The 22470-nt window shown below is 65.1% G+C and carries 20 protein-coding genes; 13 read left to right on the top strand and 7 right to left on the bottom strand.

Going from position 1 to position 22470, the window contains the following annotated elements:
• The first annotated feature begins 21 nt into the window (after positions 1-21).
• Both ACEN42_RS36070 and kdpE read left to right on the top strand, forming a co-directional pair.
• Positions 22-2805, top strand: coding sequence for a DUF4118 domain-containing protein (locus ACEN42_RS36070; protein WP_371883237.1), 2784 nt, complete (start codon positions 22-24; stop codon positions 2803-2805).
• The gene (kdpE, locus tag ACEN42_RS36065; RefSeq protein WP_238214119.1) at positions 2802-3497 is read left to right on the top strand and encodes a two-component system response regulator KdpE; all 696 of its coding nucleotides are present in this window, start codon (positions 2802-2804) and stop codon (positions 3495-3497) included. The genes ACEN42_RS36070 and kdpE overlap by 4 nt, the downstream gene beginning before the upstream one ends.
• A gap of 10 nt (positions 3498-3507) precedes the next feature.
• On the opposite strand, the gene ACEN42_RS36060 is transcribed toward kdpE, so the two are convergent.
• The gene (locus ACEN42_RS36060; protein WP_238214121.1) at positions 3508-4626 is read right to left on the bottom strand and encodes an AraC family transcriptional regulator; all 1119 of its coding nucleotides are present in this window, start codon (positions 4624-4626) and stop codon (positions 3508-3510) included.
• A gap of 160 nt (positions 4627-4786) precedes the next feature.
• On the opposite strand from ACEN42_RS36060, the gene ACEN42_RS36055 reads away from it, so the two are divergent.
• The 5 genes from ACEN42_RS36055 to ACEN42_RS36035 all read left to right on the top strand — a co-directional run bounded on the left by ACEN42_RS36055 (position 4787) and on the right by ACEN42_RS36035 (position 7431).
• Complete coding sequence (locus ACEN42_RS36055) at positions 4787-5221, top strand: GFA family protein (RefSeq protein ID WP_371882432.1); 435 nt, start codon at positions 4787-4789, stop codon at positions 5219-5221.
• A 135-nt stretch (positions 5222-5356) separates the two neighbouring features.
• Positions 5357-6190, top strand: a complete 834-nt coding sequence (locus ACEN42_RS36050; protein ID WP_371882431.1) for a methyltransferase domain-containing protein — start codon at positions 5357-5359, stop codon at positions 6188-6190.
• On the top strand, positions 6187-6363 hold the full coding sequence (locus tag ACEN42_RS36045) for a hypothetical protein (protein WP_187603029.1): 177 nt from the start codon (positions 6187-6189) through the stop codon (positions 6361-6363). The genes ACEN42_RS36050 and ACEN42_RS36045 overlap by 4 nt, the downstream gene beginning before the upstream one ends.
• Before the next feature lie 77 nt (positions 6364-6440).
• On the top strand, positions 6441-6587 hold the full coding sequence (locus tag ACEN42_RS36040) for a DUF3563 family protein (protein WP_187603690.1): 147 nt from the start codon (positions 6441-6443) through the stop codon (positions 6585-6587).
• Positions 6580-7431 (top strand): alpha/beta fold hydrolase, encoded by an 852-nt coding sequence (locus tag ACEN42_RS36035; RefSeq protein WP_371882430.1) that lies wholly within the window; start codon positions 6580-6582, stop codon positions 7429-7431. Before ACEN42_RS36040 ends, ACEN42_RS36035 begins: the two co-directional genes overlap by 8 nt.
• 15 nt (positions 7432-7446) lie before the next feature.
• Here ACEN42_RS36035 and ACEN42_RS36030 read toward each other — a convergent pair whose 3' ends face one another.
• Both ACEN42_RS36030 and tauA read right to left on the bottom strand, forming a co-directional pair.
• Positions 7447-8436: a sulfonate ABC transporter substrate-binding protein gene (locus ACEN42_RS36030; protein ID WP_371882429.1), complete on the bottom strand. Its 990-nt coding sequence runs from the start codon at positions 8434-8436 to the stop codon at positions 7447-7449.
• A gap of 52 nt (positions 8437-8488) precedes the next feature.
• Positions 8489-9523 carry a taurine ABC transporter substrate-binding protein gene (tauA, locus tag ACEN42_RS36025; RefSeq protein ID WP_371882428.1) on the bottom strand — a complete coding sequence of 345 codons (1035 nt, stop codon included), beginning with the start codon at positions 9521-9523 and terminating at the stop codon, positions 8489-8491.
• A gap of 205 nt (positions 9524-9728) precedes the next feature.
• Between tauA and ACEN42_RS36020 the strand changes: the two genes are divergently transcribed.
• From ACEN42_RS36020 to ACEN42_RS36000, 5 genes are all read left to right on the top strand, one after another.
• Entirely contained in the window at positions 9729-11060 is a 1332-nt protein-coding gene (locus tag ACEN42_RS36020) for an LLM class flavin-dependent oxidoreductase (protein ID WP_371882427.1), read from the top strand.
• A 282-nt stretch (positions 11061-11342) separates the two neighbouring features.
• Positions 11343-14357, top strand: a complete 3015-nt coding sequence (locus ACEN42_RS36015) for a patatin-like phospholipase family protein (RefSeq protein WP_371882426.1) — start codon at positions 11343-11345, stop codon at positions 14355-14357.
• A gap of 198 nt (positions 14358-14555) precedes the next feature.
• On the top strand, positions 14556-14876 hold the full coding sequence (locus ACEN42_RS36010) for a DUF4148 domain-containing protein (RefSeq protein ID WP_371882425.1): 321 nt from the start codon (positions 14556-14558) through the stop codon (positions 14874-14876).
• A gap of 154 nt (positions 14877-15030) precedes the next feature.
• Entirely contained in the window at positions 15031-15516 is a 486-nt protein-coding gene (locus ACEN42_RS36005) for a hypothetical protein (protein ID WP_371882424.1), read from the top strand.
• A complete protein-coding gene (locus ACEN42_RS36000; protein WP_371882423.1) occupies positions 15513-16343 on the top strand; it encodes a hypothetical protein in 831 nt (276 codons plus the stop codon). Before ACEN42_RS36005 ends, ACEN42_RS36000 begins: the two co-directional genes overlap by 4 nt.
• A gap of 29 nt (positions 16344-16372) precedes the next feature.
• Here the strand turns inward: ACEN42_RS36000 and ACEN42_RS35995 are convergent, their stop codons facing one another.
• Positions 16373-17149: a hypothetical protein gene (locus ACEN42_RS35995; RefSeq protein ID WP_371882422.1), complete on the bottom strand. Its 777-nt coding sequence runs from the start codon at positions 17147-17149 to the stop codon at positions 16373-16375.
• Between the two features lie 124 nt (positions 17150-17273).
• Here ACEN42_RS35995 and ACEN42_RS35990 point away from each other — a divergent pair, with 124 nt between their 5' ends.
• Positions 17274-19064, top strand: coding sequence for a hybrid sensor histidine kinase/response regulator (locus ACEN42_RS35990; RefSeq protein ID WP_371882421.1), 1791 nt, complete (start codon positions 17274-17276; stop codon positions 19062-19064).
• Positions 19065-19089: 25 nt separating this feature from the next.
• Here ACEN42_RS35990 and ACEN42_RS35985 read toward each other — a convergent pair whose 3' ends face one another.
• The 3 genes from ACEN42_RS35985 to ACEN42_RS35975 are packed head-to-tail and all read right to left on the bottom strand — an operon-like array spanning position 19090 to position 22431.
• Positions 19090-19845, bottom strand: coding sequence for a hypothetical protein (locus ACEN42_RS35985; RefSeq protein WP_371882420.1), 756 nt, complete (start codon positions 19843-19845; stop codon positions 19090-19092).
• Positions 19842-20540, bottom strand: coding sequence for a LuxR C-terminal-related transcriptional regulator (locus ACEN42_RS35980; RefSeq protein ID WP_371882419.1), 699 nt, complete (start codon positions 20538-20540; stop codon positions 19842-19844). The genes ACEN42_RS35985 and ACEN42_RS35980 overlap by 4 nt, the downstream gene beginning before the upstream one ends.
• 19 nt (positions 20541-20559) lie before the next feature.
• Positions 20560-22431: an MltA domain-containing protein gene (locus ACEN42_RS35975; protein WP_371882418.1), complete on the bottom strand. Its 1872-nt coding sequence runs from the start codon at positions 22429-22431 to the stop codon at positions 20560-20562.
• Positions 22432-22470 lie beyond the last annotated feature (39 nt).

The raw sequence follows: 22470 nt of genomic DNA, 5'->3' as shown, positions 1-22470 counted from the left end.
CCTTGAAAAGAGACGATGACGATGACGCGCCCCGATCCCGACGAACTGCTCGACAAGCTTCAGCGAGAAGAGGAGAAGCGCCAGCGCGGGCGGCTGAAGGTGTTCTTCGGCGCCTCCGCGGGCGTCGGCAAGACCTTCGCGATGCTGCAGGCCGCGCGCCGTCGCCTCGACGAAGGCGCGGATGTGGTCGTCGGCGTCGTCGAAACGCATGGCCGCAAGGAGACGCTCGCACTGCTCGACGGGCTCGACACGCTGCCCGTGGCGCGCATCGAATATCGCGGACGCCTGCTCGCGGAGTTCGATCTCGATGCGGCGCTCGCGCGCAAGCCGGAGCTGATTCTCGTCGACGAGCTCGCGCATTCGAACGTGCAGGGCTCGCGCCACATGAAGCGCTGGCAGGACGTTCAGGAACTGCTCGATGCGGGCATCGACGTCTACACGACCGTCAACGTCCAGCATCTCGAAAGCCTGAACGACATCGTCGGGCGCATCACCGGCATTCGCGTCTGGGAGACGGTGCCGGATCGCGTGTTCGATCTCGCCGATGAAGTCACGCTCGTCGATCTTCCGCCGGAGGAACTGCTCGACCGCCTGCGCGACGGAAAGGTCTATCTGCCGACGCAAGCCGAGCACGCGGTGCGCAATTTCTTCCGCAAGGGCAACCTGATCGCGCTGCGCGAACTCGCGCTGCGGCGCACCGCCGATCGCGTCGATGCGCAGATGCGCGAATACCGCGCCGATCAGTCGATCGAGCGCATCTGGCGGGCGCGCGAGCGCCTGATCGCGTGCGTCGGTCCCGGTCCCGAAAGCGCTGCGCTCGTGCGCGCGGCCGCGCGGCTCGCGGCGGCGCTCAAGGCCGACTGGCTCGCCGTTTACGTGGAGACGCCGAAGCTCCAGCGGCTCTCCGACGAACAGCGGCGGCGCACGCTCGATGCGCTCAAGCTCGCGTCCGAGCTCGGCGCGGAAACCGTCACGCTCGATGGCGCCGACGCCGCCGCGACGCTCATCGACTATGCGCGCATGCGCAATGTGTCGAAGCTGGTGGCGAGCGCATCGATGACGCAAGGCTGGCGGCGCTACTTCGCGCGGCCGGTGAGCGAGCGCATCATCCGGCAGGCCGCGGATATCGACGTGACGCTCGTGTCCACCGGCGCGCGCGAAGGCCCGCAACGCCCGCCGCTCACGTTCAGCGCGCTGCGGGACGGCACGCATTCCCCGCCGCGCGCCTATGCCTTCGCACTCGCGATCGGCGGCGGGATCACGCTCGTCGCGAGCGCGCTCGCCGCGCAGCGGTTCGCGGTGACCAATCTCGTGATGCTCTATCTGCTCGGCGTGATTTTCACTGCCGTGCGCCTTGGCCGCGGACCGGGCGTGATGCTCTCGTTCCTGTCGGTCGCCGCGTTCGATTTCTTTTTCGTCGCGCCGGTCATGTCGTTCTCGGTCGGCGATACGCAATACCTTCTGACGTTCGCGGTCATGCTGCTGACTTCTCTCACGATCAGCCATCTGACTTCGAGCCTGCGGCGCGAGGCGCGCATCGCCTCGCAACGCGAGCGGCGCACCGGCGCCATGTACGCGATGACCAAGGAACTCGCCGCCGCGCTGATGACCGAGCAGATCATCGAGATCGGCACGCGGCACATCGCGGAAGTATTTCAGGCGCGCGCGGCCATTCTTCTGCCCGACAGCGCGGAGAAGGTGCAGCAGAAGGTGGCGGAGGCGAGCCCGGAGACGACGATCGACAAATCGGCGCTGGACCTCGATATCGCGCAGTGGGTCTACGACCAGCAGAAGCCGGCGGGACTCAGCACCGACACCTTGCCTGCGGCGCAGGCGCTGTATCTGCCGCTCAAGGCGCCGATGCGCACGCGCGGCGTCCTGGCCTTCGCGCCGCAGCGCATGGCCGATCTCGCCATCCCCGAGCAGCACCGGATGATCGAGACTTTCGCGGCGCAGATCGCGCTCGCGATCGAGCGCGTCCACTATGTCGAAATCGCGCAGGACGCGCTCGTGAATATGGAATCGGAGCGCATGCGCAATGCGCTTCTGTCCGCCATTTCGCACGATCTGCGCACGCCGCTCACGTCGATCGTCGGCTTCGCTTCGATTCTCGAAGAACAGGTCGATGCCGCCGAGCCGGGCGTCGGCCGCGCTCAGGAGCTCGTCCATGCGATTCACGAGGAAGCGCTGCGCATGAGCGGTCTCGTCACCAATCTCCTCGATATGGCGCGGCTGCAAGCGGGCGCGATCCGGTTGAACCGGCAATGGTCGATGCTGGAGGAAACCGTAGGCGCGGCGCTCGCGGGACTCAAGCGGACGCTCGCGGGCCGCCGCGTGCAGACCCGCATTCCGCCGGACTTGCCGCTATTGCAACTCGACGCCGTGCTGATGGACCGGCTCTTCGCCAATCTTCTGGAGAACGTCGCGAAGTACACGCCCAAAGGCACCGAGATCGAGATATCCGCGCGCGAGGAACAGCTTTCGGGACAGCGATGCGTGCGCGTTTGCATCGACGATCGCGGGCCGGGCATTCCGCCGGGCATCGAGACGCGTCTTTTCGAAAAGTTCACGCGCGGACAGAAGGAGTCCGCGCAGTCCGGCGTGGGGCTGGGCCTCGCGATTTGCCGCGCGATCGTCGAAGCGCATGGCGGGCAGATCGGCGTCGAGAATCGTATCGAGGATGGCCGTGTCGCGGGATCGCGATTCTGGTTCACGCTGCCCGCGGACGGCACGCCGCCGACGCTCGACGTACCGGTGGACGAGCAGCCCGCTCTGGACCACGGAACCGGCGAGACGAGACCATGAGCGAAACCGGGCATACGGTGCTGATAATCGAAGACGATCCGCAGATCAGACGCTTCGTGCGATCGACGCTGGAGTCGCACGAACTCGCGGTCGTCGAAGCGGAAACCGGCAAGGCGGGATTGCGCGAGGTCGCCACGAGGCAACCCGATATCGTCGTGATCGATCTCGGCCTGCCCGATACCGACGGCATCGACGTGATTCGCGAGTTGCGCGGCTGGACGCAGGTGCCGGTGATCGTGCTCTCGGCGCGCACGAGCGAAGCCGTGAAGGTCGAAGCCCTCGACGCCGGCGCGGACGACTATCTCACGAAGCCTTTCGGCGTGTCCGAGCTGCTTGCACGCGTTCGCGCGCAGTTGCGCCGCAGCATACGTGCGCTGGAGGAAGCGCCCGCGGTATCGTTCGGCGAGGTTGCCGTGGACCTCGCAAAGCGGGAAGTGACGCGCGCAGGCCGGCCGGTTCGCCTTACGCCCACTGAGTATCGGTTACTCACGGTTCTCATGCGGCATGCCGGGCGCGTGCTCACGCATCGGCAGTTGCTGCGCGATGTGTGGGGACCGGAGCAGGTCGACAATGCGCATTACCTGCGCGTCTATATGGGACATCTTCGCCAGAAGCTTGAGAAGGATCCGGCGCAGCCCGAGCACATTCTTACGGAAACGGCCGTGGGCTACAGGCTCGTCGGCATCAGATAGCGGGTGGACATCACGCAGCGTCGTTGAGGCGGCGTTCAGGACGAGCATTCAAAGGCGTTGGCGCGGAAAATGGCGCGCAAGCGTCTTCGTTCGCATCGGTTCCCGCGAAGACCTCATCGGACGATGCTTCGTCGCTCGCGACGCGTCCCTGGCTGCGCCGCCAGCTCGCAGGCGGCATCCCGAACTGGCGCTTGAACGCCCGATTGAACGCTGCCTCCGATTCATAGCCGACACGCTCGGCCACCGCTGCGATCGAGCGCGGCCCGGAGAGCAGATCCTGCGCCGCGACCTGCAATCGCCAGCTTGCGAGATATTGCATCGGCGCGTGGCCGAGCAACTGCGTGAAGCGCTGAGCCAGCGCGGAACGCGAGAGACCGACACGGCGCGCGAGTTCGTCGACGGTCCAGTCGTGCGCGGGCTGCGCGTGCAGCAACGCGAGCGCCTTGCCGACGAACCGGTCGGCGACGCCCGCGAGCCAGCCGCGGCGATCCTCGGGCATGGACCCGATGCACCGCCGCACAGCCTCGACGAAGAGCAATTCCGAGAGTCGTGCGAGCACGGTCGCGCTGCCGGGACGCCACTCGGCCGCCTCGGTCACCGCAAATCTCAGCGACGATTCGAGCCACGCGGATTGCGGATCATCACGCATGTCGACCTTGAAGAGGCGCGGCAGCGACGACAGCACCGGATTCGCGAGCATGTCGTCGCAAGCGAGAAAGCCGCAGACGATGCGCGTGCGGCCCGCTTCCTGGCTCGCGCCTTCGGCTCCGACGCTTAAGCGCATCACGTCGCCGGGAGATGTCGCCAGATATCTGGACACCATTTCGTCCGATGGCGTCGGCGTGAGTTCGAGCGAGCTGCCCATCAGATGCGCCTCGCCTTGCGGCACGACGAGCAACTCTCCCGCATCGACGCGAATGGCCGAGGCCGGATCATCGGTCAGCGCCGCCCAGCAGCTTCCTTCCAGAATCAGGTGATAGGAGACGACGCGCTCGGCGCGCGGCAGAAACGTCGCGCACATCGCGGGCGAAACCTGACCGACCACGCACCACGGCGCCGTGAAATCGCCGTTCAGATACACCGCGCCGCTAAGACGCAGGAGACGAAGAACGTCGGAAAGCGCATCCATCGCAGGCCCCAAGTTTCGGCGTCCCGCGCAAAACATCTGGACGCTCGGTCATTCAAAGAAGCGATTCGCGCGCCGATACTGGCATCACGCGAAACATCACTGACGCAAGGTTAAGCGCAGTTCGACCAATCGCCAACCCACATTAACGAGGGATGCGTAAATGAATGACGCAGATACTTACCATTGCCAATGTTTTTGCGGTGCAGTGAAGTTCACGGTGACCGGCAAGCCCGAAGGCATGGGGTACTGCCATTGCGAATCGTGCCGGCGCTGGTCGGCGGGGCCGGTCAATGCATTCACGCTCTGGAAGCCCGATGCCGTGATCATCACGCACGGGACCGATCATATCGGCACTTACAACAATACTGAGCACAGCTATCGGAAATGGTGCAGGGACTGTGGCGGCCATCTTTTCACCGAGCATCCGGGTCTCGGGCTGACCGATGTCTACGCCGCCGTCATTTCCGACTTCCAGTACGACCCGTGCGTGCACGTTCATTACGCGGAGTCGAAATTGCCGATGAGGGACGGTCTGCCCAAGATGAAGGACCTGCCGAAGGAAATGGGCGGTTCGGGCGTGAGCGTCGCCGAATAGTTCGAGTCGCTTGATCGACATGCCGGTGCGTCGCGTCGGCGTGCTCGAAGTGGGTCTTTTCGCGGCGCAATCGAAACAGGCAGTGCGAACCAACGGTCTCGCAACGCCGCCATCCCGTCTATCAGGAGCCATGTTATGTCCGCAGTCGATACCGCCATCTCGCCCGCCGCCGATCTCGCCGCCGTCAAGGTCCGTCAGCAAGCCGCCTGGTCGACGGGCAACTATGCAGTCGTCGGCACCACGCTGCAGATCGTCGGAGAAAATCTTTGCGAGGCGCTCGATCTGCGCTCCGGCAGCCGTGTTCTCGACGTTGCGGCGGGCAATGGCAATGCGACGCTTGCGGCCGCGCGCCGCTATTGCGATGTCGTCTCCACCGATTACGTTTCTTCGCTCCTCGACGCGGGCCGCGCACGCGCCAACGCCGAAGGACTTGCCGTTCAGTTCCAGGACGCAGACGCCGAAGCGCTGCCTTTTGCGGACGCCTCGTTCGACGCCGTGCTCTCGACCTTCGGCGTGATGTTCACGCCGAATCAGGAACTGGCGGCAAGCGAACTCATGCGCGTGTGCAGGCCGGGCGGAATGATCGGTCTCGCGAACTGGACGCCGGAGAGTTTTATCGGACAGGTCTTCAAGACGATCGGCAAATACATCGCGCCGCCTGCTGGCGTGAAGTCGCCCGCGCTATGGGGCACGGAGGCGCGTCTCGCGGAACTGCTCGGCAGCGGAGCCAAACGTATCGAAGCGAAGAAGCGCGACTTCGTCTTCCGATACCGCTCGCCCGCGCATTTCGTCGAAGTATTTCGCGCGTACTACGGTCCGATGAACAAGGCGTTCGCGGCGCTCGAAGGCGATCGGCAAGCCGCGTTTCACGGCGATCTGATGGCGCTCATCGAGAGTCGCAACCGGTCGGGCGATCAAACGCTCGTGTTGCCCAGCGAGTATCTCGAAGTCGTGGTGGAACGAAAATGATCCGATTCAAACATATGGTCGACGCTGCCCTGGAGATCGGGTCGCGCCTGCAATCGCTGCTGTGCTTTACAGGGCTTCGGTACGGGTCGGTGGTCATGACTTTGCCGCTGTTGTCGTCGGTGTGCTTCTTTGCTTTTCGATTCGCGCTGTCGCGGCTCGGAGTGCCGGTTTGAGGCGGGCTTAGCCGCTCCTTCGTCTTGAGCAGTCGCAAGGCGAAGGAGCAGGCATGTCCGCTCGAAGGAAGGGGAACATGTTCGTCTATCTTCTCTTGTGCCTCGAAAAGGCGCTCGATCGCGCGGAAAACAGCCGGCGCGACGCTTATCTCTCATCGGCTGTTGATATGGAAGAACTCGAACGTCGCATGCGTGCGATGGAAACGGATCGACGATATGAATAACCCTCTCCCTATCGAGCCCGTGTCGGCTCCATCGACGGTGATCGCATTGCATTGTTCCGGCTCGGGCGCGTCGCAGTGGCGCAAGCTGGGCGAGGCGCTCGGCTCACGCGTGTCGTTCGTCGCGCCCGAGCACTACGGTTGCGACAGCACAGGACCGTGGAGCGGCGAACGCGCGTTCACACTCGCCGGCGAGGCCGGAAGAACCGTCGATATCATCGATGCCGCGCGAGGAAAGGTGCATCTCGTCGGGCACTCGTATGGCGGCGGCGTGGCGCTGCGGGTGGCGATGGAACGGCCGGAGCGTATCGCGACACTGTCGCTCTACGAGCCATCGGCGTTCCATCTCCTGAGGACGATGGGCAAGCACGGAGCTCACGCGCTGGCTGAAATCGACGCGATATCGAAGCGCACAGCCGACAGCGTGAGTTGCGGCGACTATCGCGGCGCGGCGGCATCGTTTGTCGATTACTGGGGCGGCGAAGGCGCGTGGGAAGCGCTTCGGCCCTCGGTCAAGGCTGCGCTCACCCGCTGGGCGCCCAAAGCGCCGCTGGATTTCCGCGCGCTGCTCGATGAGCCTACGTCAGCCACGGCATACGCGAGCCTCCGCATGCCCGTACTCGTGATGCGCGGCGAGCACGCACCGCTGCCCACGCGGGCGCTGGCCGAGCGCTTGCCGATCCTGCTCTCGTCGGCGCGGCTTGCAATCGTCCCGCGTGCCGGCCACATGGGACCGCTCACGCACGCTGACGAAGTCAATGCCGCCATCACGCGGCATATCTTCGGGTTCGAAGCGAACGGTCGCCCGAGGCACGTCGAACGCCGGCGCACGGCAGTCGTTTCATGAACGCGTTCGCGGCGCTCAGGCGAGATCGGGCGGCGCGGCTCTGAGCACATCGACGTGCTTCGGTATGAGCCCGAGTTCGACGAAGGTATCGGCGATCTGCTGCTGTTCGCCGATGATGTTCCGTGTAATCGCCTCGGTGCCGAACACCTGCCGGCTCACCGCAAGATCGACGACGGCTTTCGGCAAGCCCCATAGCCGCGCGAGCTCGCTCGCGAGTTCATCGGGATGCTGCTTGCCCCACTGATCGACCGCCCTGATTTCCTCGATGACGATACGGATCACATCCGCATTCTTCGCGACATAACTCTGCGACGAAAAGTAGTACGCACGGTTGCCGACGACGCCGCTCGCGTCCGCCACGATGCGCGCATTCAGCGTCTTCTGTGCCGCGGCGAAGAACGGGTCCCAGATGACCCACGCGTCGATGGAGCCGCGCTCGAACGCGGCGCGCGCATCGGCGGGGGCGAGGAAGGCCAGTTCGACGTCGCCATACTGAAGACCGTGCTGACGCAGCAGCTTCACGAGAAAGTAATGGACGTTGCTGCCCTTGTTCAGCGCCACGCGCTTGCCCTTCAGATCCGCCACCGTTCTGACTGGCGATTGCGCCGGGACGATCACGGCTTCTGATCGCGGGCGTGCCGGCGTCGCGGCGACATAGGCGAGCGGCGCACCGGCGGCCTGCGCGAAGATGGGCGGCGCTTCGCCGACATCGCCGAAATCGATCGACCCGACGTTGAGCGCTTCCAGTTGCACGGGCCCGGCGGAAAACTCCGTCCAGCTCACGGATACGTTGAGCGGAGCGAGGCGCTTTTCGAGCGTCGCGCGACCCTTGAGCAGGTTCAGATAGCCTTTCTGGTTGCCGATGCGAAGCACGCGCGGCTGTCCTTGCGCGCTCTGCTGGGCGAAGGATGCGGGCATCGCGGCCAACGCGGCGGCGCTCGCCGCGGCACGCGCGGACAGGGACAGGAAAGCACGACGATCGAAGATGGATTTACGTTTGGACATGACGGGTATTCGATGTATTCGGAGGCGATTCAGCTGCGGATGAAAAGCGGCGTCATTTCGCGGCCTGCTGCACGAAGCGCGGATCGACGCCCGTGGAGTAATCCGCGAGCACGTTCTGGATCGTGCCCTGCTGCCTGAGGAACTGCGCGGTGGCCGCAAGCGATTTCGCCGCGCCGGACTGCTGTCCGCCGCCGAGCCATGTCGGCGACGCCTGTTCGCCCGCGCTCGGGAAGGCGTAGAGCGCGAGACTCGCGGGCACGTCGGCGGCGTTCGCGCCGGATTCCTGCGCGACGGCCTGCACCTGTTTCGATGCGGCGGTCCAGTCGGCCTTGTGGTTGCGGTATTGCGCATCGGTATCGGCGAGCACCTTGACGAGACCGTTCAGGAACGCGGGATTGTCCTGTGCGAACTTGCGCGACGCGACGAAGCCGTCGAACGTCGCCTTGCCCGATTCCTTCGCCACTTCGCCCGACGTGATGAGCACGCGGCCGCTCTGCTTGGCCTTGGCGAGCACCGGGTCCCAGATGTAAGTCGCGTCGATATTGCCGCGCTCCCACGCCGCCGCGACTTCGGGCGGACGCAGATTGACGATCTTGACCGTCGACGGATCGACGCCCGCCTGCTGCAAGGCGACGAGCGCATGGAAGTGCGACGTCGATACATACGGCACGCCGAGCGTCTTGCCCTTCAGATCGGCGAGCTTGCTCACGCCGGAGCCGTTGCGCGCGACGAGCGCTTCGGCGTCGTTGATGTTGTCGAGAATCCAGAAGAGCGAGAGATCGACGCCTTGCGAGAGTCCCGCCGCGATCGGACTGGAGCCCGCTTCGCCCAGCTGTATGGAGCCCGATGCGAGCGCGCGGATGACGTCCGCGCCGCTGCCGAGCTTGCGATAGGTGACCTTGTATCCCGTGGCTTTCTCGACGGCGCCGCTTGCCTGCGCATAGCGCCACGGCACCACCATGTCCTGATAGCCGATGACGACCTCGCGCGTTTCGGCCCTGGCGTGAACGGGTGCGAGCGCGACGGCTGCGAGCATGAAGGAAGCGGCGCCGGCGATCAGCGTGCGGCGAAGGGTCGAATGTTTCATGGCGCGGACGGAGTGATGTGAAGAAGCCTCCGACTATAGGCACTTTGCATGCCGCCGCTACGAATCAATTATGCGTAGCAAATGACGCGGCGCGTGCTTCGCATATACGGTTCGGTCGAACGGCGAGCAGTCATTTCCATTCCAGCGCGTTTTGGCGAGTTGCAGTAACTTGGCGCGATCCGCCACTCGTTCATAAACCAACGCGATGCCACCTACCCGACAACTCCACCTCGGCGCGTTCATGCGGCCGGTCAGCCTGCACACGGGCGCATGGCGATTTCCGGGCGCGTGGCCCGACGCCAATTTCAACTTCAGGCATATCAAGCGATTCGTGCAGACGCTCGAAAGCGCCTGCTTCGATGCGTTCTTCATGGCCGATCATCTCGCCGTGCTCAACATGCCGGTGGATGCGTTGAAGCGCAGCCATACCGCGACATCGTTCGAGCCGTTCACGCTGCTTTCCGCGCTCGCCTCCGTGACCGAACGTATCGGGCTGATCGCGACGGCTTCGACCACGTTCGACGAGCCGTATCACATCGCGCGGCGCTTCGCGTCGCTCGATCATCTGAGCGATGGACGCGCGGGCTGGAATCTCGTCACCACATCGAATCCCGACGCCGCGCGCAACTTCGGCCGCGACGAACACATGGAGCACGACGAACGCTATCGCCGTGCGCACGAGTTCTACGATGTCGTCACGGGCCTCTGGGATAGCTGGGCCGACGACGCCTTCGTGCGCGACACCGAAAGCGGCCTGTTCTTCGATCCCGATAAGCTGCACGTTCTCGATCACAAGGGCGCGTATCTGTCGGTGCGTGGCCCGTTGAACATCGCGCGCCCGGTGCAGGGCCGGCCGGTGGTGGTGCAGGCGGGATCGTCGGAAGCGGGCAGGCATCTCGCCGCCGAAACCGCCGATGCGGTCTTCACCGCGCAACCGAATCTCGCAGCGGGCAAGCGTTTCTATGCCGATGTCAAAGGCCGCATGGAACGCGTCGGCCGCGCGCGCGAGCATCTGAAGATCCTGCCGGGCGCGTTCGTCGTGGTGGGCGACTCGCGCGACGAAGCGCAGGAGAAGCGCGCGCTGCTCGATACCTTCGTGCATGACGACAGCGGCTTCGCATCGCTCTCGATCGCGCTCGGCCACGATGTCTCGTCGTTCGATCCGGATGGCCTCCTGCCCGAGATTCCGGAGACCAACGCGAGCAAGAGCGCGCGCGAACGCGTGATCGACATGGCGCGCGCCGAAGGGCTCACCGTGCGTCAACTGGCGCAGCGTGTCGGCGGCTATTCGGGCTTGCAGATGGTCGGGACCGCGACGGATATCGCGGACGAGATGGAGCAGTGGCTCGTCGAAGAAGGCAGCGACGGCTTCAACGTGATGTTTCCGTATCTGCCCGCCGGTCTCGATGACTTCGTTGCGAAAGTGGTGCCCGAGTTGCAGCGGCGCGGCATCTTTCGGCGGGTTTACGAGGGCACGACGTTGCGGGAGCATCTCGGCCTGCCGAGGCCCGGCAACCGCTTCTTCGAGCATCGATAACCCGCTCTGTCATGCATAGGCGATATTGAACGGTAGAGCAAGCCTTTCGCGACAAACCCGAAAACAGTCATACTATTTTCTGTAACGCAATTGATAAGGGTTGCTGCTTATTCTATGCTTCGATGCATGCGAAGAATTCGGGGTACACGCTCGAACGCAGCGTGCATCGATCAGGATCACCGATCGTCAGTGTGACATTGCCCCGCGCCTTGAAAGGATGTGTCCTGAGCGGGCGGCGGCGTATGCGTCGCCTCGAATGATCCGAATCGAGCGAGGCTGGCGATGGCGAATCCCGATGGTCAGGCGGACACGAACAGCCCAGCGGAAGATCCTTTCAAAAAGGTGATGGCCGACGAGCTCAGGCAGATCAATCGCACGAGAAAGGTGGTCTTTCCTTCAGCGCGCGACGTGATGACCGGAAAAGGAACGTCGCTCACCGGGCTCGCGCTCTCGGGCGGCGGCATTCGCAGCGCGACATTCTGCCTGGGCATGATTCAGTCGCTATGCGAGAAGGGGCTGCTGCGTCATTTCGATTATCTTTCGACCGTTTCCGGTGGCGGCTATATCGGCGCATGGCTGTCGGCGCAGATCTACCGCAGGTGTCCCGACGGCACGCCGAAGGAGCTGGAGGCGAAACTCAGTCCGACGAAGGAGAACGGCGTCCAGAAGGACCGTGAAGACCCGTCGATCGTCTTTCTGCGCGAGTACAGCAACTATCTGACGCCGAGACTCGGCCTGCTGAGCACAGATACCCTTGCCGCGATCGCCGCCTATCTGCGCAATCTCACGCTGATTCAGAGCATGCTGATCCTGATGCTCAGCTTCCTGCTTCTGGTGCCGAGAGTCCTGTTTCTGCTGATGCGCTGGACGCAGTCGCTCGTCGGGCAGGATGCCGAATGTCCGGTCGCCGGGATGATCGGGATCGTGGCCGTGCTGCTGTGGGTGAGCATCCGGAATATCGAGCGCAACATGAACTCGAACGGGAACGCAAAGACCGCCTGCACGAGCTTCGTGCTCGTGCGGATTCTCGGCCCCGGCATTCTCGCCTCGTTCATCCTCACGGCGGCGATGACGATTCTGGCAACGCTCGACCATCCGCTCCCCCGTGACGGCGTTCTGACCTGGATAGTCGTCTTCGTGGTCATCTTCGGCGTCGGCTCGACCATGCTTCCGGCCGAACGCAGGAACGTCGAGTTCGATGCGCCCGCGAACAAGCCGCAGACCGGTCCCGCGCCGCCGTCGGTGTCCAGTAACCGCGCGCGCTGGCGCAATCGCTGCTGGATCGTGTTCTTCGGCCTGTTCGCCGGCGCGACCGGCGGATTCGGGCTGTGGCTCGTCCGAAGCCTGCTCGGCGTTGCGCACGCGACGTTCGGCAGAGCGGCGTCCGGCGCGCCGGATGTCCAGTCCGTGATATGGATCGCGATATCGGTCGCGCCGTTTCTGATTCTGGGCGTGCTCTCGCTGATCATCGTCGTGCATCTCGGGCTCGTGGGCCGCATCTTTGAATACGAAGTGCAGGAGTGGTGGGCGCGCTACGGCGGCTGGCTGATGTCCATCATCGTCTTCGTAGGCGGGATTTTCGTCGTGTCGGTGTATGGGCCGGCGCTCGTCGTCTTCGGCTCGAACTGGGCGCGCGCGGGCGGCGCGGCCTGGCTGCTGGCGTCGCTCTGGGGCGTGCTGAAGGGGGCGTCGAACAAGACGGGCGGCCCGGGGCCGTCGTGGACCGAGCGTCTCCTGGTCGTGGTGCCGCATGTGTTCATCATCGGGCTGCTGATCCTGCTCTCGTACGCGATTCACGCGATCTGGCAGGCGGCGCTCGATCCGTCCGACGTTTTGTCCGCATGCAGCACGCCGCACAAGGGCGATTCGCACCCGTACCTGTGCGTGCTCGACACGACGCTCGCGCAAATGACGGCGCAGACCAGTGTTCCGGTCGTCAAGCCGTGGGCGCACATGGGTTTGGTGGTCCTGCTCGGCACGGCAGCCGCGTGGGCGTTGCTGGCGTGGCGCGTGGACGTCAATCTGTTCTCGCTGCACAACTTCTATCGTAACCGGCTGACCCGTTGCTATCTCGGCGCGTCGCGCTGCGGCGACGGGAATCGGAAGCGCGAGCCCGATCCGTTCACGGGTTTCGATCCCGCCGACGATATCCCGCTCGACCGGCTGGCCGCGTGCAAGCCCGAGCCGGAAAAGGACGGCGCGACGGCGCAGTGCGCGCCGCCGCAGGGGGACGAGGGCGCCTATGTGCAACGGCCTTATCACCTTCTGAACACGTCGGTGAACCTGACCGAAGGCCAGAGCCTCGCGTGGCAGCAGCGCAAGGCCGGCTCGTTTTTCTTCTCGCCGCTCTATTGCGGCTTCGGCCTGCCGCAGGCCTACGTTTCCAGGCAGGAAGGGGCGGGCAAGTTCGTGCGGACCGCGGACTATATGCGCACCGCGTCCAGATCCGGATCCGTGCGCGCTCCGTCGCGCAAGTCCGGCACCCTTCGCGACGTCGGCCCGATGCTCGGCGGCGCGGTGGCGATCTCGGGCGCGGCGGCGAGCCCGAACTGGGGTTTCCATACCGATCCGGGCGTGGCGTTCCTGCTGACGCTCTTCAACGTGCGGCTGGGCAGATGGTGTCCGAACCCGGTCCGCGAGACACCGGAAGGGCCGGTGCCGCCGAGTCCGGCGTTCAGCGGCAAACTGTATCTCAACGAGCTGTTCGGTCACGCGGACGCGAAATCCGACTATCTCTATCTCTCCGATGGCGGTCACTTCGACAATCTGGGCCTCTACGAACTCGTGCGCCGGCGCACCGAGCTGATCGTGGTCTGCGACTGCGGCGAGGACGCGCCGCTGCATTTCGATGATCTCGCCGACACGATCCGCAAGTGCTCGGCCGATTTCGGCGTCGATATCGTCATCGACGTGGATCCGCTGCGGCATCTGGAAAAGGGCAGCAAGAGGCCGCCGCCGCAGAGCAAAGCGTACGTGGTGGACGGCATCATCAAATATCCCGCGAGCAGCACGGATCCCACGGTAAACGCGTTCTGCGGCACGCTGATTCTGGTCAAGCCCACGTTGACCAAGGACGTCATCTCGACCGCATCGGACCTCGTGAATTACGCGCTGACCAACGATACTTTTCCGCAGCAGACCACGCTCGACCAATGGTTCGACGAAGCTCAGTTCGAGAGCTACAGAAAGTTGGGATACCTGATAGGTTGCCGCTTGCAGAAGAAGTCATTCGGGAAAATGTTCGAGAAGGGTAAGACGCTCCAGGAACTGCTGCACGGTTGCACAGGCATCGAGTGACCAGGGTGCAGCGGCATTCCAATTTTCCAGCCCGTCGTTCGTTTGATAGCTGCGAACAGGTGTCAGCCGTATCCCGTCATGTCGGACGGGCCGTGTCCGGTCGTATCGAAGTTGAAGGCTTCGCCGCCTAAACTCTGATGGCCAGCTACGGGTCTCCTTTTTCGAATCCTGCTCGCTGGCATTCATGAGGAGGTCGCCATGAAAACGTTCGTTATTGCGGTCGCTGCTGCGTCGGCGCTCGCCGTGCCGCTTTCCGCGTTCTGTCAAACCGATGCGTCACCGACGCGTGCCCAGGTGCGCGCCGAACTGGAAAAACTCGAGCAGGCCGGTTATAACCCGGCAAAAGACGATCCAAACTATCCGGTGGACATTCAGACGGCTCAGGCGCGCGTATCGGCCCAGAGCGGCGCAACCGGCTATGGCGGCGTGATGTCCGGCGCATCGACATCCGGTTCCCGCACTGTCGTTCAGCCCGCTTCATCCGAAGAGTTAAAGCAGATCTATTTCGGCGGACAGTAAGCGCGTCGATAGCAGGAGAACATGTGCGCCGCGGATTCTCGAGTCTTCGGCGCTTTTTCATTTCATCGCAACCGTTCCAACGCATTCAAACCAAATCGCCTCCGCTCGTCTATACACAAAGAACAATCGAACAATCATCCGACGGGAAGACATCATGGGTTTCTTCGATCTGGGCGTGCAGGAGGAAGCTTCGTTTCTCACAACCGTTCGACACACCGTTCTGGAAGGGCCGCTCACCGTGGTGCGCTTCTCGGACTCGAACCGCCACGAGCAGGGCGCATACGGCAAGTACTGGATGTACGGCTCGGAAGTGCTCGAAGCCCTGGCGCAGCGCACGATCGATCGCCTGATCCGCGATGTCCGGCGTCGCTGGGCCATCTCCAACGACTGGGGCGATCTGCGAAACTGCTGGGTGCTGCGCCTGCCGCAAGGCGCCGAGCTCAACGCCTACTGGGGCTTCACGAAACCGCAGTCGCGGGTTTCCGAAGAGGCGGCGAAGAGCCTCGCTCAACCCACCACGAAGTTCTACGCGGGCGGCTCCATTCAACTGATCCTGTCGATCGGACCGCGCGAGCGTGGCTACATCACCGGACCGTTCAGCACGCTCTGCCTCACATCGGCGATGATCGAAGGTCGATGAAATTCGCCGTCACCGTGGTCTCGCCGCCGGGCTATGCGCATTCCGCCGCATTTCACGAAGTGGCCGAAACGCTTCATCATGCGCTCTGCGCGCTCGGTCACGACAGCGTGATGACATGCGAGGGAAAGCTCGACGGACGACGCCATATCGTGCTCGGCTCGAACCTTCTGCCGCATTGCGGGTTGACGGTCGCGCCGGACGCGATTCTCTACAACCTCGAACAGGTCCACGCGGGATCGGCATGGATCACGCCCGGTCTGCTCGCGCTGCTGCGCCGTCATGTCGTGTGGGATTACAGCGCCGCGAACGCACGCGCTTTCGCGGCGCTCGGCGTGCATGTCGGGCGCGTGGTGCCGATCGGTTACGTGCCGGAACTCACGCGCATCCGCTTTGCCGAGCCGCGCGATATCGACGTGCTGTTCTTCGGTTCGCTGTGTGCGAGACGCGTGAACATCATCGACAGGATGCGCGCGGCGGGCATCGATGCGATCGCGGTGTTCGGCCTCTACGGACGCGCGCGCGATCGGCTCATCGCGCGCGCGAAGCTGCTGCTCAACGTGCACAGCCGCGCCGACGGCGTGCTCGAGATCGTGCGGCTTTCGTACTTGCTCGCCAACGGATGCGCGGTGCTGAGCGAGCGTTGCGCGAACCCGCAGGATGAAGCGCCGCTCGCGCGCGCCATCGCCTTCGCCGATTACGATGCATTGCCCGCACGCGCCGCCGAACTGCTCGCCTCGTACACGGAGCGAGAGCGGCTCGCGCGCGACGGCTTCGCGCAGATGCGGGCGCGTTGCGCGGCGGACTATCTGCACGCCGCGCTCGCATGAGGTGCGGGCGCGGCGCGCTCAGGAAACCATCACGGCGCGCATTGACTGGACTCCAGCGCGAGCAGATTCAGCACGAGCAGAATGGCGGACTGATTATCCGCGCTGATCGAAATGCCGAGCGTGCCGCCGATCCATCGACCGATCTTGGTCGCCGCGAAATCCTCGCTTTGCGCGGACTTTTTGAGCGTGACACCGAGCTTCAGCGCCCGATAGTGGTACGAAGGAATGTGATGCCGTGACGCGAGCCCGAAGAGGCCGCCCTTGTCGCCCGAGCACCAGCCGAAGGTGCCGGCGAGCACCAGTTGCTCGTACTTGTCGAGTCCGCCGATGAACTCGCGCGCGAGATGCCGCACGCGCGCTTCATCGAGTCCATGTTGAATCAGAACCGAGCGGATCGGATCGTCCATCGCGTGCGCGTGTTCGTCCATCTGCTCTTCGACGCCATCCACTTCCATCGACACATCGCGCTGATGGCTCGCGCTGCGCAGGTGATCGATCAGAAAGCGCCTGAAATACGCGCACACCGCATAACCGCTCGATGGCGCGCTGTGCTCGCCTGCATGCGAAGCGCCGTGGCCGGGTTCGAGGCGCAACACCTTGGCATAGATGAACTGGGCGATCAGCTCTTCCTTGTCCTCGCGCAACGCGTGCAGCTCGGGCGGATGATACGTGCGCAGCGCGCCTTGCACGAGGTTATAGATCGACAGCATCTCGTCGTGCGACAGGTTCGTGCGCCGCCGCCACAGATCGGTGAGCATCGGAGTCGCGCCGCTTGCCTGCGCGACGTCCAAGGTCAGGGTTTCCATCTCGTCATCCCCCCATTCAGGTGGCCACGAATCGAGTATGGTTTTTTCCTACCAACCGACCAATATGCCGTTGGTAATAGCCGTCGTCTAAACGCCTGGGTAAACCGGCCAAGGGGATGACAGAATGCATGGCGATCAACGAAAGCGCGAGCTCGACGCCGATATCGACCACGATGTCGCAAGCGCGCTCTATGCCTCCGACCCCGCCTCCTTCGCGACGCACGCCTGTGCGATCGTGCTTCTCGTCGTCGTTTATGGTGCACGCGCAGGCGAAGGGCCGCTGCCGCTCTTTTGCGTGCTGCTCTATGGCGCGGCGATCTGGCTTTCCATCGGCTTGTGGACGTGGCGGCGGCGTCGGCCCTTGCGGTTCGGCGCACGCCGGTGGATCGAACTGCACGCGTTGAGGAACGTCGCGCTTCACAGCGCGCCGGGCCTGTCCGTCTGGTTCGCGTTCCAGCATGCGTCCGCGGGACTCGCCGCCGCGCATATCGTGCTGCTCGTCGCGCTCGCGGCGCTCGCCTATGGCGCGAATGGCCTGAACCTGCTCAACCTTCGCAGCGCGGTGATGCCGCTGCTTCTGCCCGCTGCCGCGCTGCATCTTCTGCAACCGGAACATGGCCGGCTCGAACTGGGCATCGCGCTCGTCATTTTCATCGCCGCCGTGGATCGGCTCGCATCGCAATATCGCGGACTCTTTCGCGGCATCGTCGAGGCGCGCGTCGATCAGCAGCGGCTCGCCGAAACCATCGCGCGGCAAAAGAGCGTGATCGAGGAGGCGAGCATCGCGAGGACGCGTTTCTTCGCGGCGGCAAGTCACGATCTGCGTCAGCCGCTGCATGCGATCGGCCTGCTCGCGCAGTCGCTCACCGATCGCCGCGCGAGCGAAGCCGAGCGCGAGGACACCGCACAGCACATCGTCGGCAATGTCGAAGCGTTGAATCATCTCTTCAATCAGGTGCTCGATCTGGCGCGCATCGAAAGCGGCGTGACGCAGGTGATGCCGCAGCACTTCCATCTGTCCGACGTGCTCGCGCGCATCGAGCGGCAGTTTCGGCCCGCTGCGGCCGCGAAGGGGCTGGCGTTGCGCATCGCGCCGACGACCTGCGTCGCGTTCACCGATCCCGTGCTGCTCGAACGCGTGCTGGTCAATCTCGTCGCGAACGCGGTGCGTTATACCGAGCGCGGCGCCGTGTGGGTCGGTGTGCGCCGGGCCGCGAGCCGCGAGCGCTGCTTCGTCGAAGTGCGTGATTCGGGCATCGGCATTGCGCCGCAGGAGCATGCGCTTGTGTTCGAGGAGTTCTATCAGGCGCCGCTCGCGCATCGCGACGGCCGCCAGGGCCACGGTCTCGGCCTTTCGACGGTGCGCAGCCTCACGCACCTGCTCGGCTGCGAGCCGATGCTGCGCTCCGCGCCCGGCCGCGGCACGACGATGCGCGTGCCGGTCGAAACAGGCGATGCGAGCCGCGTCACCGCGAGCCTTGTCGCGTCGCCTGCGATGAGCGCGTTCATCGACGGCCGCCGCGTGCTGTGCGTCGATGACGATCCCGCGAATCTCGATGCGCTCGGCGCCTTGCTCGCGCGCTGGGGCTGCGTCGTGCGCGGCTGCCGCGACGAGCTCGCCGCGGTGCGCGCGATCTCCGAAGGCTTCGTGCCGGAGGTGCTGTTCTGCGACTATCGGATCGACCGTCATCAGACGGGCATCGAAGCAATGCAGGCGGTGCGCGAGGCGTTGCGCCGGCGCGGCCACAACGGTCTCGCACGCGTGATGATCACGGGCGACATGACATCGCCCGAACTCGCGGCGCTGGCGGCCGAAGGCGTGCCGGTGCTGCACAAGCCGGTCACGCCGACGCGCCTGCGCCGCACGCTCGACACGCTGCTTCAACCGCACGGGCAGGGGCACGAGGCGGCGTGATTCGCGGGCTTGCGCTTGCCGCGCGTCACGCGATGTTGCCGCGCATGCGCAGCGCCCGCAGATACTGCCCGGCCACTTCCGACGCGCCGTAATGCACGACGGTCTCGTCGACGAGCGCCCACACTTGCGCACCGGCGAGGCGCACGCGCCGGCAGAACGAAAGGTCTTCGGACAGGTAATGTCCCTGTTCCTCGATGGTGTCGAAGAAACCGTAGAAGCGGCCGTCGGGCAGCGCGTCGCGATATTGCTCGGGCGGCGCATAGCATTGCGTGAACGGCAGCGTGACGTCGAACGCATCGCGGCGCGCGAGAAAGATGCCGGTGCCGACGTGCTCCGCTTCCACGAAACCATCGGTCACGCGCGCGTGGCCATCGCCGGAAGTCCTGAGGCGCACCGTGTAGTCCGCATGCTTTTCGAGCCATGCGCGCAGCGTGAGTCCCTGATCCGCCTCGCCGATGCACTTGTCGAGGTTCACGCGCCGGTACGGATACGCGACGCCCGCCACGCACTTGCCGGCGGCGAGCAGCTTCATGACCGCTTGCGGCGAGAAGCGCATGTCGGTGTCGAGAAAGAGCAGATGCGAGAACTCCGGATGCGCGACGAAATAGCTCGCGAAGAAGTTGCGCGCGCGAATGACGTGCGATGAGCCAACATGCATCGTCTGGAAACCGCAGCCCGCGTCGGTGAGCGCGCGGGCGGTTTCCATCAGCGAGAAGGCGAAGTTGATGTGCACGTCGTCGTGATGGGTCGGCAGGCAGATCAGCACGTTGGGCGCGGTCATAGCTCGCGTCCCGTGCGCAGCCAGTCATTGATGACGGCGATCGCAGCCGACCGGCTGTGCACGCCGAGCGCCCGGAAGATCACCGAAAGGTGGACCTTCACCGTGCCTTCGGCGAGCTGCAGTTCGCGCGCGATCATCTTGTTCGTGCAGCCGCGATGCACGAGCCGCATGATCTCGCGTTGACGCGGCGAGAGGTTCTCCATCAGATGCCGGTGATGCGATGCGAGCGGCGCGCCGGGTGCGCTCCTGAGCGGTTGCGTCGCGTCGGCGGGGTGCGGCGCGACGGCGTCCGCATCGACGAGGCAGAGCGCTTCGATCGGCACGTAGGCGCCGCCCGACAGCACCAGCTCGATCGCCTTGAGCATCACGTTGGCGGGCTCGCGCTTGGGCACGAAACCGAGCGCGCCGGCGGCGAGCACGGCGCGCATCTCATCGACGGATTCCTCCGCCGACAGCACGACGAGCGGCAGCGCGGGATTGGCCTTCAGCAGCGCCGTCAGCGACGACGCGCTCGCCATGCCCGACATGTGCAGATCGACGATCGCGAGATCGTGATTCGCGTCGGGATGCGCGGCGGCGGCGAGCGTGTCCCAGCTATCCGCTTCGTCGAACTGCGCTTCCCGATCCAGACCGCGCAACAGCGACTTCACCGCATGGCGGATCAGTTCGTGATCGTCGGCGACGAGGAATTTCATGCTCGCTCCAGCGTGTGCTTCATGGCGCGCTCGATGGCGTGTCGTCGACGCACAGGTCCGGGTCGCTCACGACGCAATCGGCGCTCGGCATCGCCGGACCGCCGCGCACGCGCACCGCCGATTCCTTCGCCGAGATGCGCAGGCCCTTGGGCAGCAGCACCCACATCTGCGCCGGCTGCTTCATGCGGCTCGCCTTCTGTTGCGCCTTCTCGCCGGTGCCGAAGAAGTAGTCGGCGCGCACCGCGCCGCGAATCGCGCCGCCCGCGTCCTGCGCCATCAATAGGCGCGAGACCTGCGAACCGTTCGCCGCTTCCGTCGCGTTGATGAACACCGGCGCGCCGAGCGGCGTCGTGCGTGGATCGACGGCCGCGGAGCGTTCCGCCGAGAGCGGCACGCCGAGCGCGCCGATCGGCCCGGCGGCGGAATCGGGGATCGCCCGGAAGAAAACGTAGCTCGGGTCCGACGATGCGAACGCATAGGCGAGCGATGGCGCGGGCGCGTCGGATGTGCCGGTGGTATCGGCGGCGGGCGCAGCGGATTGAACCGCCGTGTGCACCGCCGACGGCGAAGTGCTCACGCGCGCCGGCCGCACGGCGGGCGTCGCGCCCTTCGCGAGACTGAAGCCGCGCAACAGCGGCGATTCGGGCGGACCTTCGGGCCGTGCCGCCGTGTCGTCGGGCGGATCGGCGTCGGCGGCACCGCGCAGCAGCACGGACTTGGGCGCGTCGTCGGAATTGGACGCATCGATATGGCCGGGCGTTTCCTGCGTGCTCACATCGCGTTCGTCCAGATCGATCTCGACGCCGCGCACGAGCACCTTGCGGCCCTGGCTCGACGCGCTCGCGACCGGCGGATTGAACGCGAGCCCGTTCTGCTCGGCGTACGCGAGCCGGATGACGCCCGCGCCATCGGGCAGCACGATCTTGCCGGCGCCCTGCAACTGCATCGCATAGAGCATTGCGGGGTCCGCGACCCAGGCGAGCACCGGCGCGTCGATGCGCCCGCGCTCGATCTGCGCGCGCGAATAGTACGGCACGATGCGGTTGCCCTCGCGACGCAGCCGCAGCTTCTTGTCGCGGATGTCGGGCACGCTGTTGCCGAGGTCGAGCGCGTAGACGCCTTTCGCATTGCCGGTCGCGATCGCCGCGAGCGGCACCACGGTGCGTCCCTCGACGCGCGCCATGACCGCTTCGCTGCGCGCATTCGGCGGCAGGCGGCGCGCATCGAGGAACAGCATGTCGCGCGGCACGCCGTAGACGGGAAAGACATAGGGCGAGCCGTATTTGCGGCTGCCGCGCAGGACCGGCTCGTAGTAGCCGGTCAGCACGCCGCGCGAACTCCTGTCAACGTTGCGAATCTGGTAGACCGTGAAGTTGTCCTCGAAGAAGCGGCGCACGGCGGCGTTGTCGCTGGCGGCGATGCCGCGCGCCGCCGCGCAGGGCGCCGCCCACGCGGCCTTGCCCGACAGCACCGAGCAGCCGCGCCGGAAGGCGTCCCACGATTGCGCGACGTCGTCGCCCGACCAGCCGGGCACGCTGGAAAAGGGCACGGGCGTGTAGAGCGCGTTCTTCGTGGCGAAGGGCGTCGCGGCTCCGGACAGCGCGGCCGTGGGACTCGCGGGCAACGGATTGACGATCCCCGGTTCGCGTCCCGATGCCGCCGCGCTGACGATGGGCGCCTGTTCGACCGGCTCGTCGGAAGCGGCGCTGGTCGAAGCCGTGTCGCGCGCCTGCGCGACTTGCGCGGGCGTCGATGTCGGCGAATTCGCGCAAGCGGCGAGCGCGCCCGCGAGCATCGTGCAAAGCAGGGAAAGCGCGGCGCGCGCGGCTAAAGGAGAAACGCCGGGCGTGCGTCCCGACTTCGCGGCTCGGCCGCGCGTTCGTGGTGCCATGATGTCCTCGTCCAGCTTCAGGGGCCTTCGACTTGCCGT

Origin of the sequence: Caballeronia sp. S22, assembly GCF_964261745.1 — a bacterium.
Classification (GTDB): Bacteria; Pseudomonadota; Gammaproteobacteria; order Burkholderiales; family Burkholderiaceae; genus Caballeronia; species Caballeronia jiangsuensis.
The sequence above is the reverse complement of the archived record's forward strand: the minus strand, read 5'-3'. Positions and strand labels throughout refer to the sequence as shown.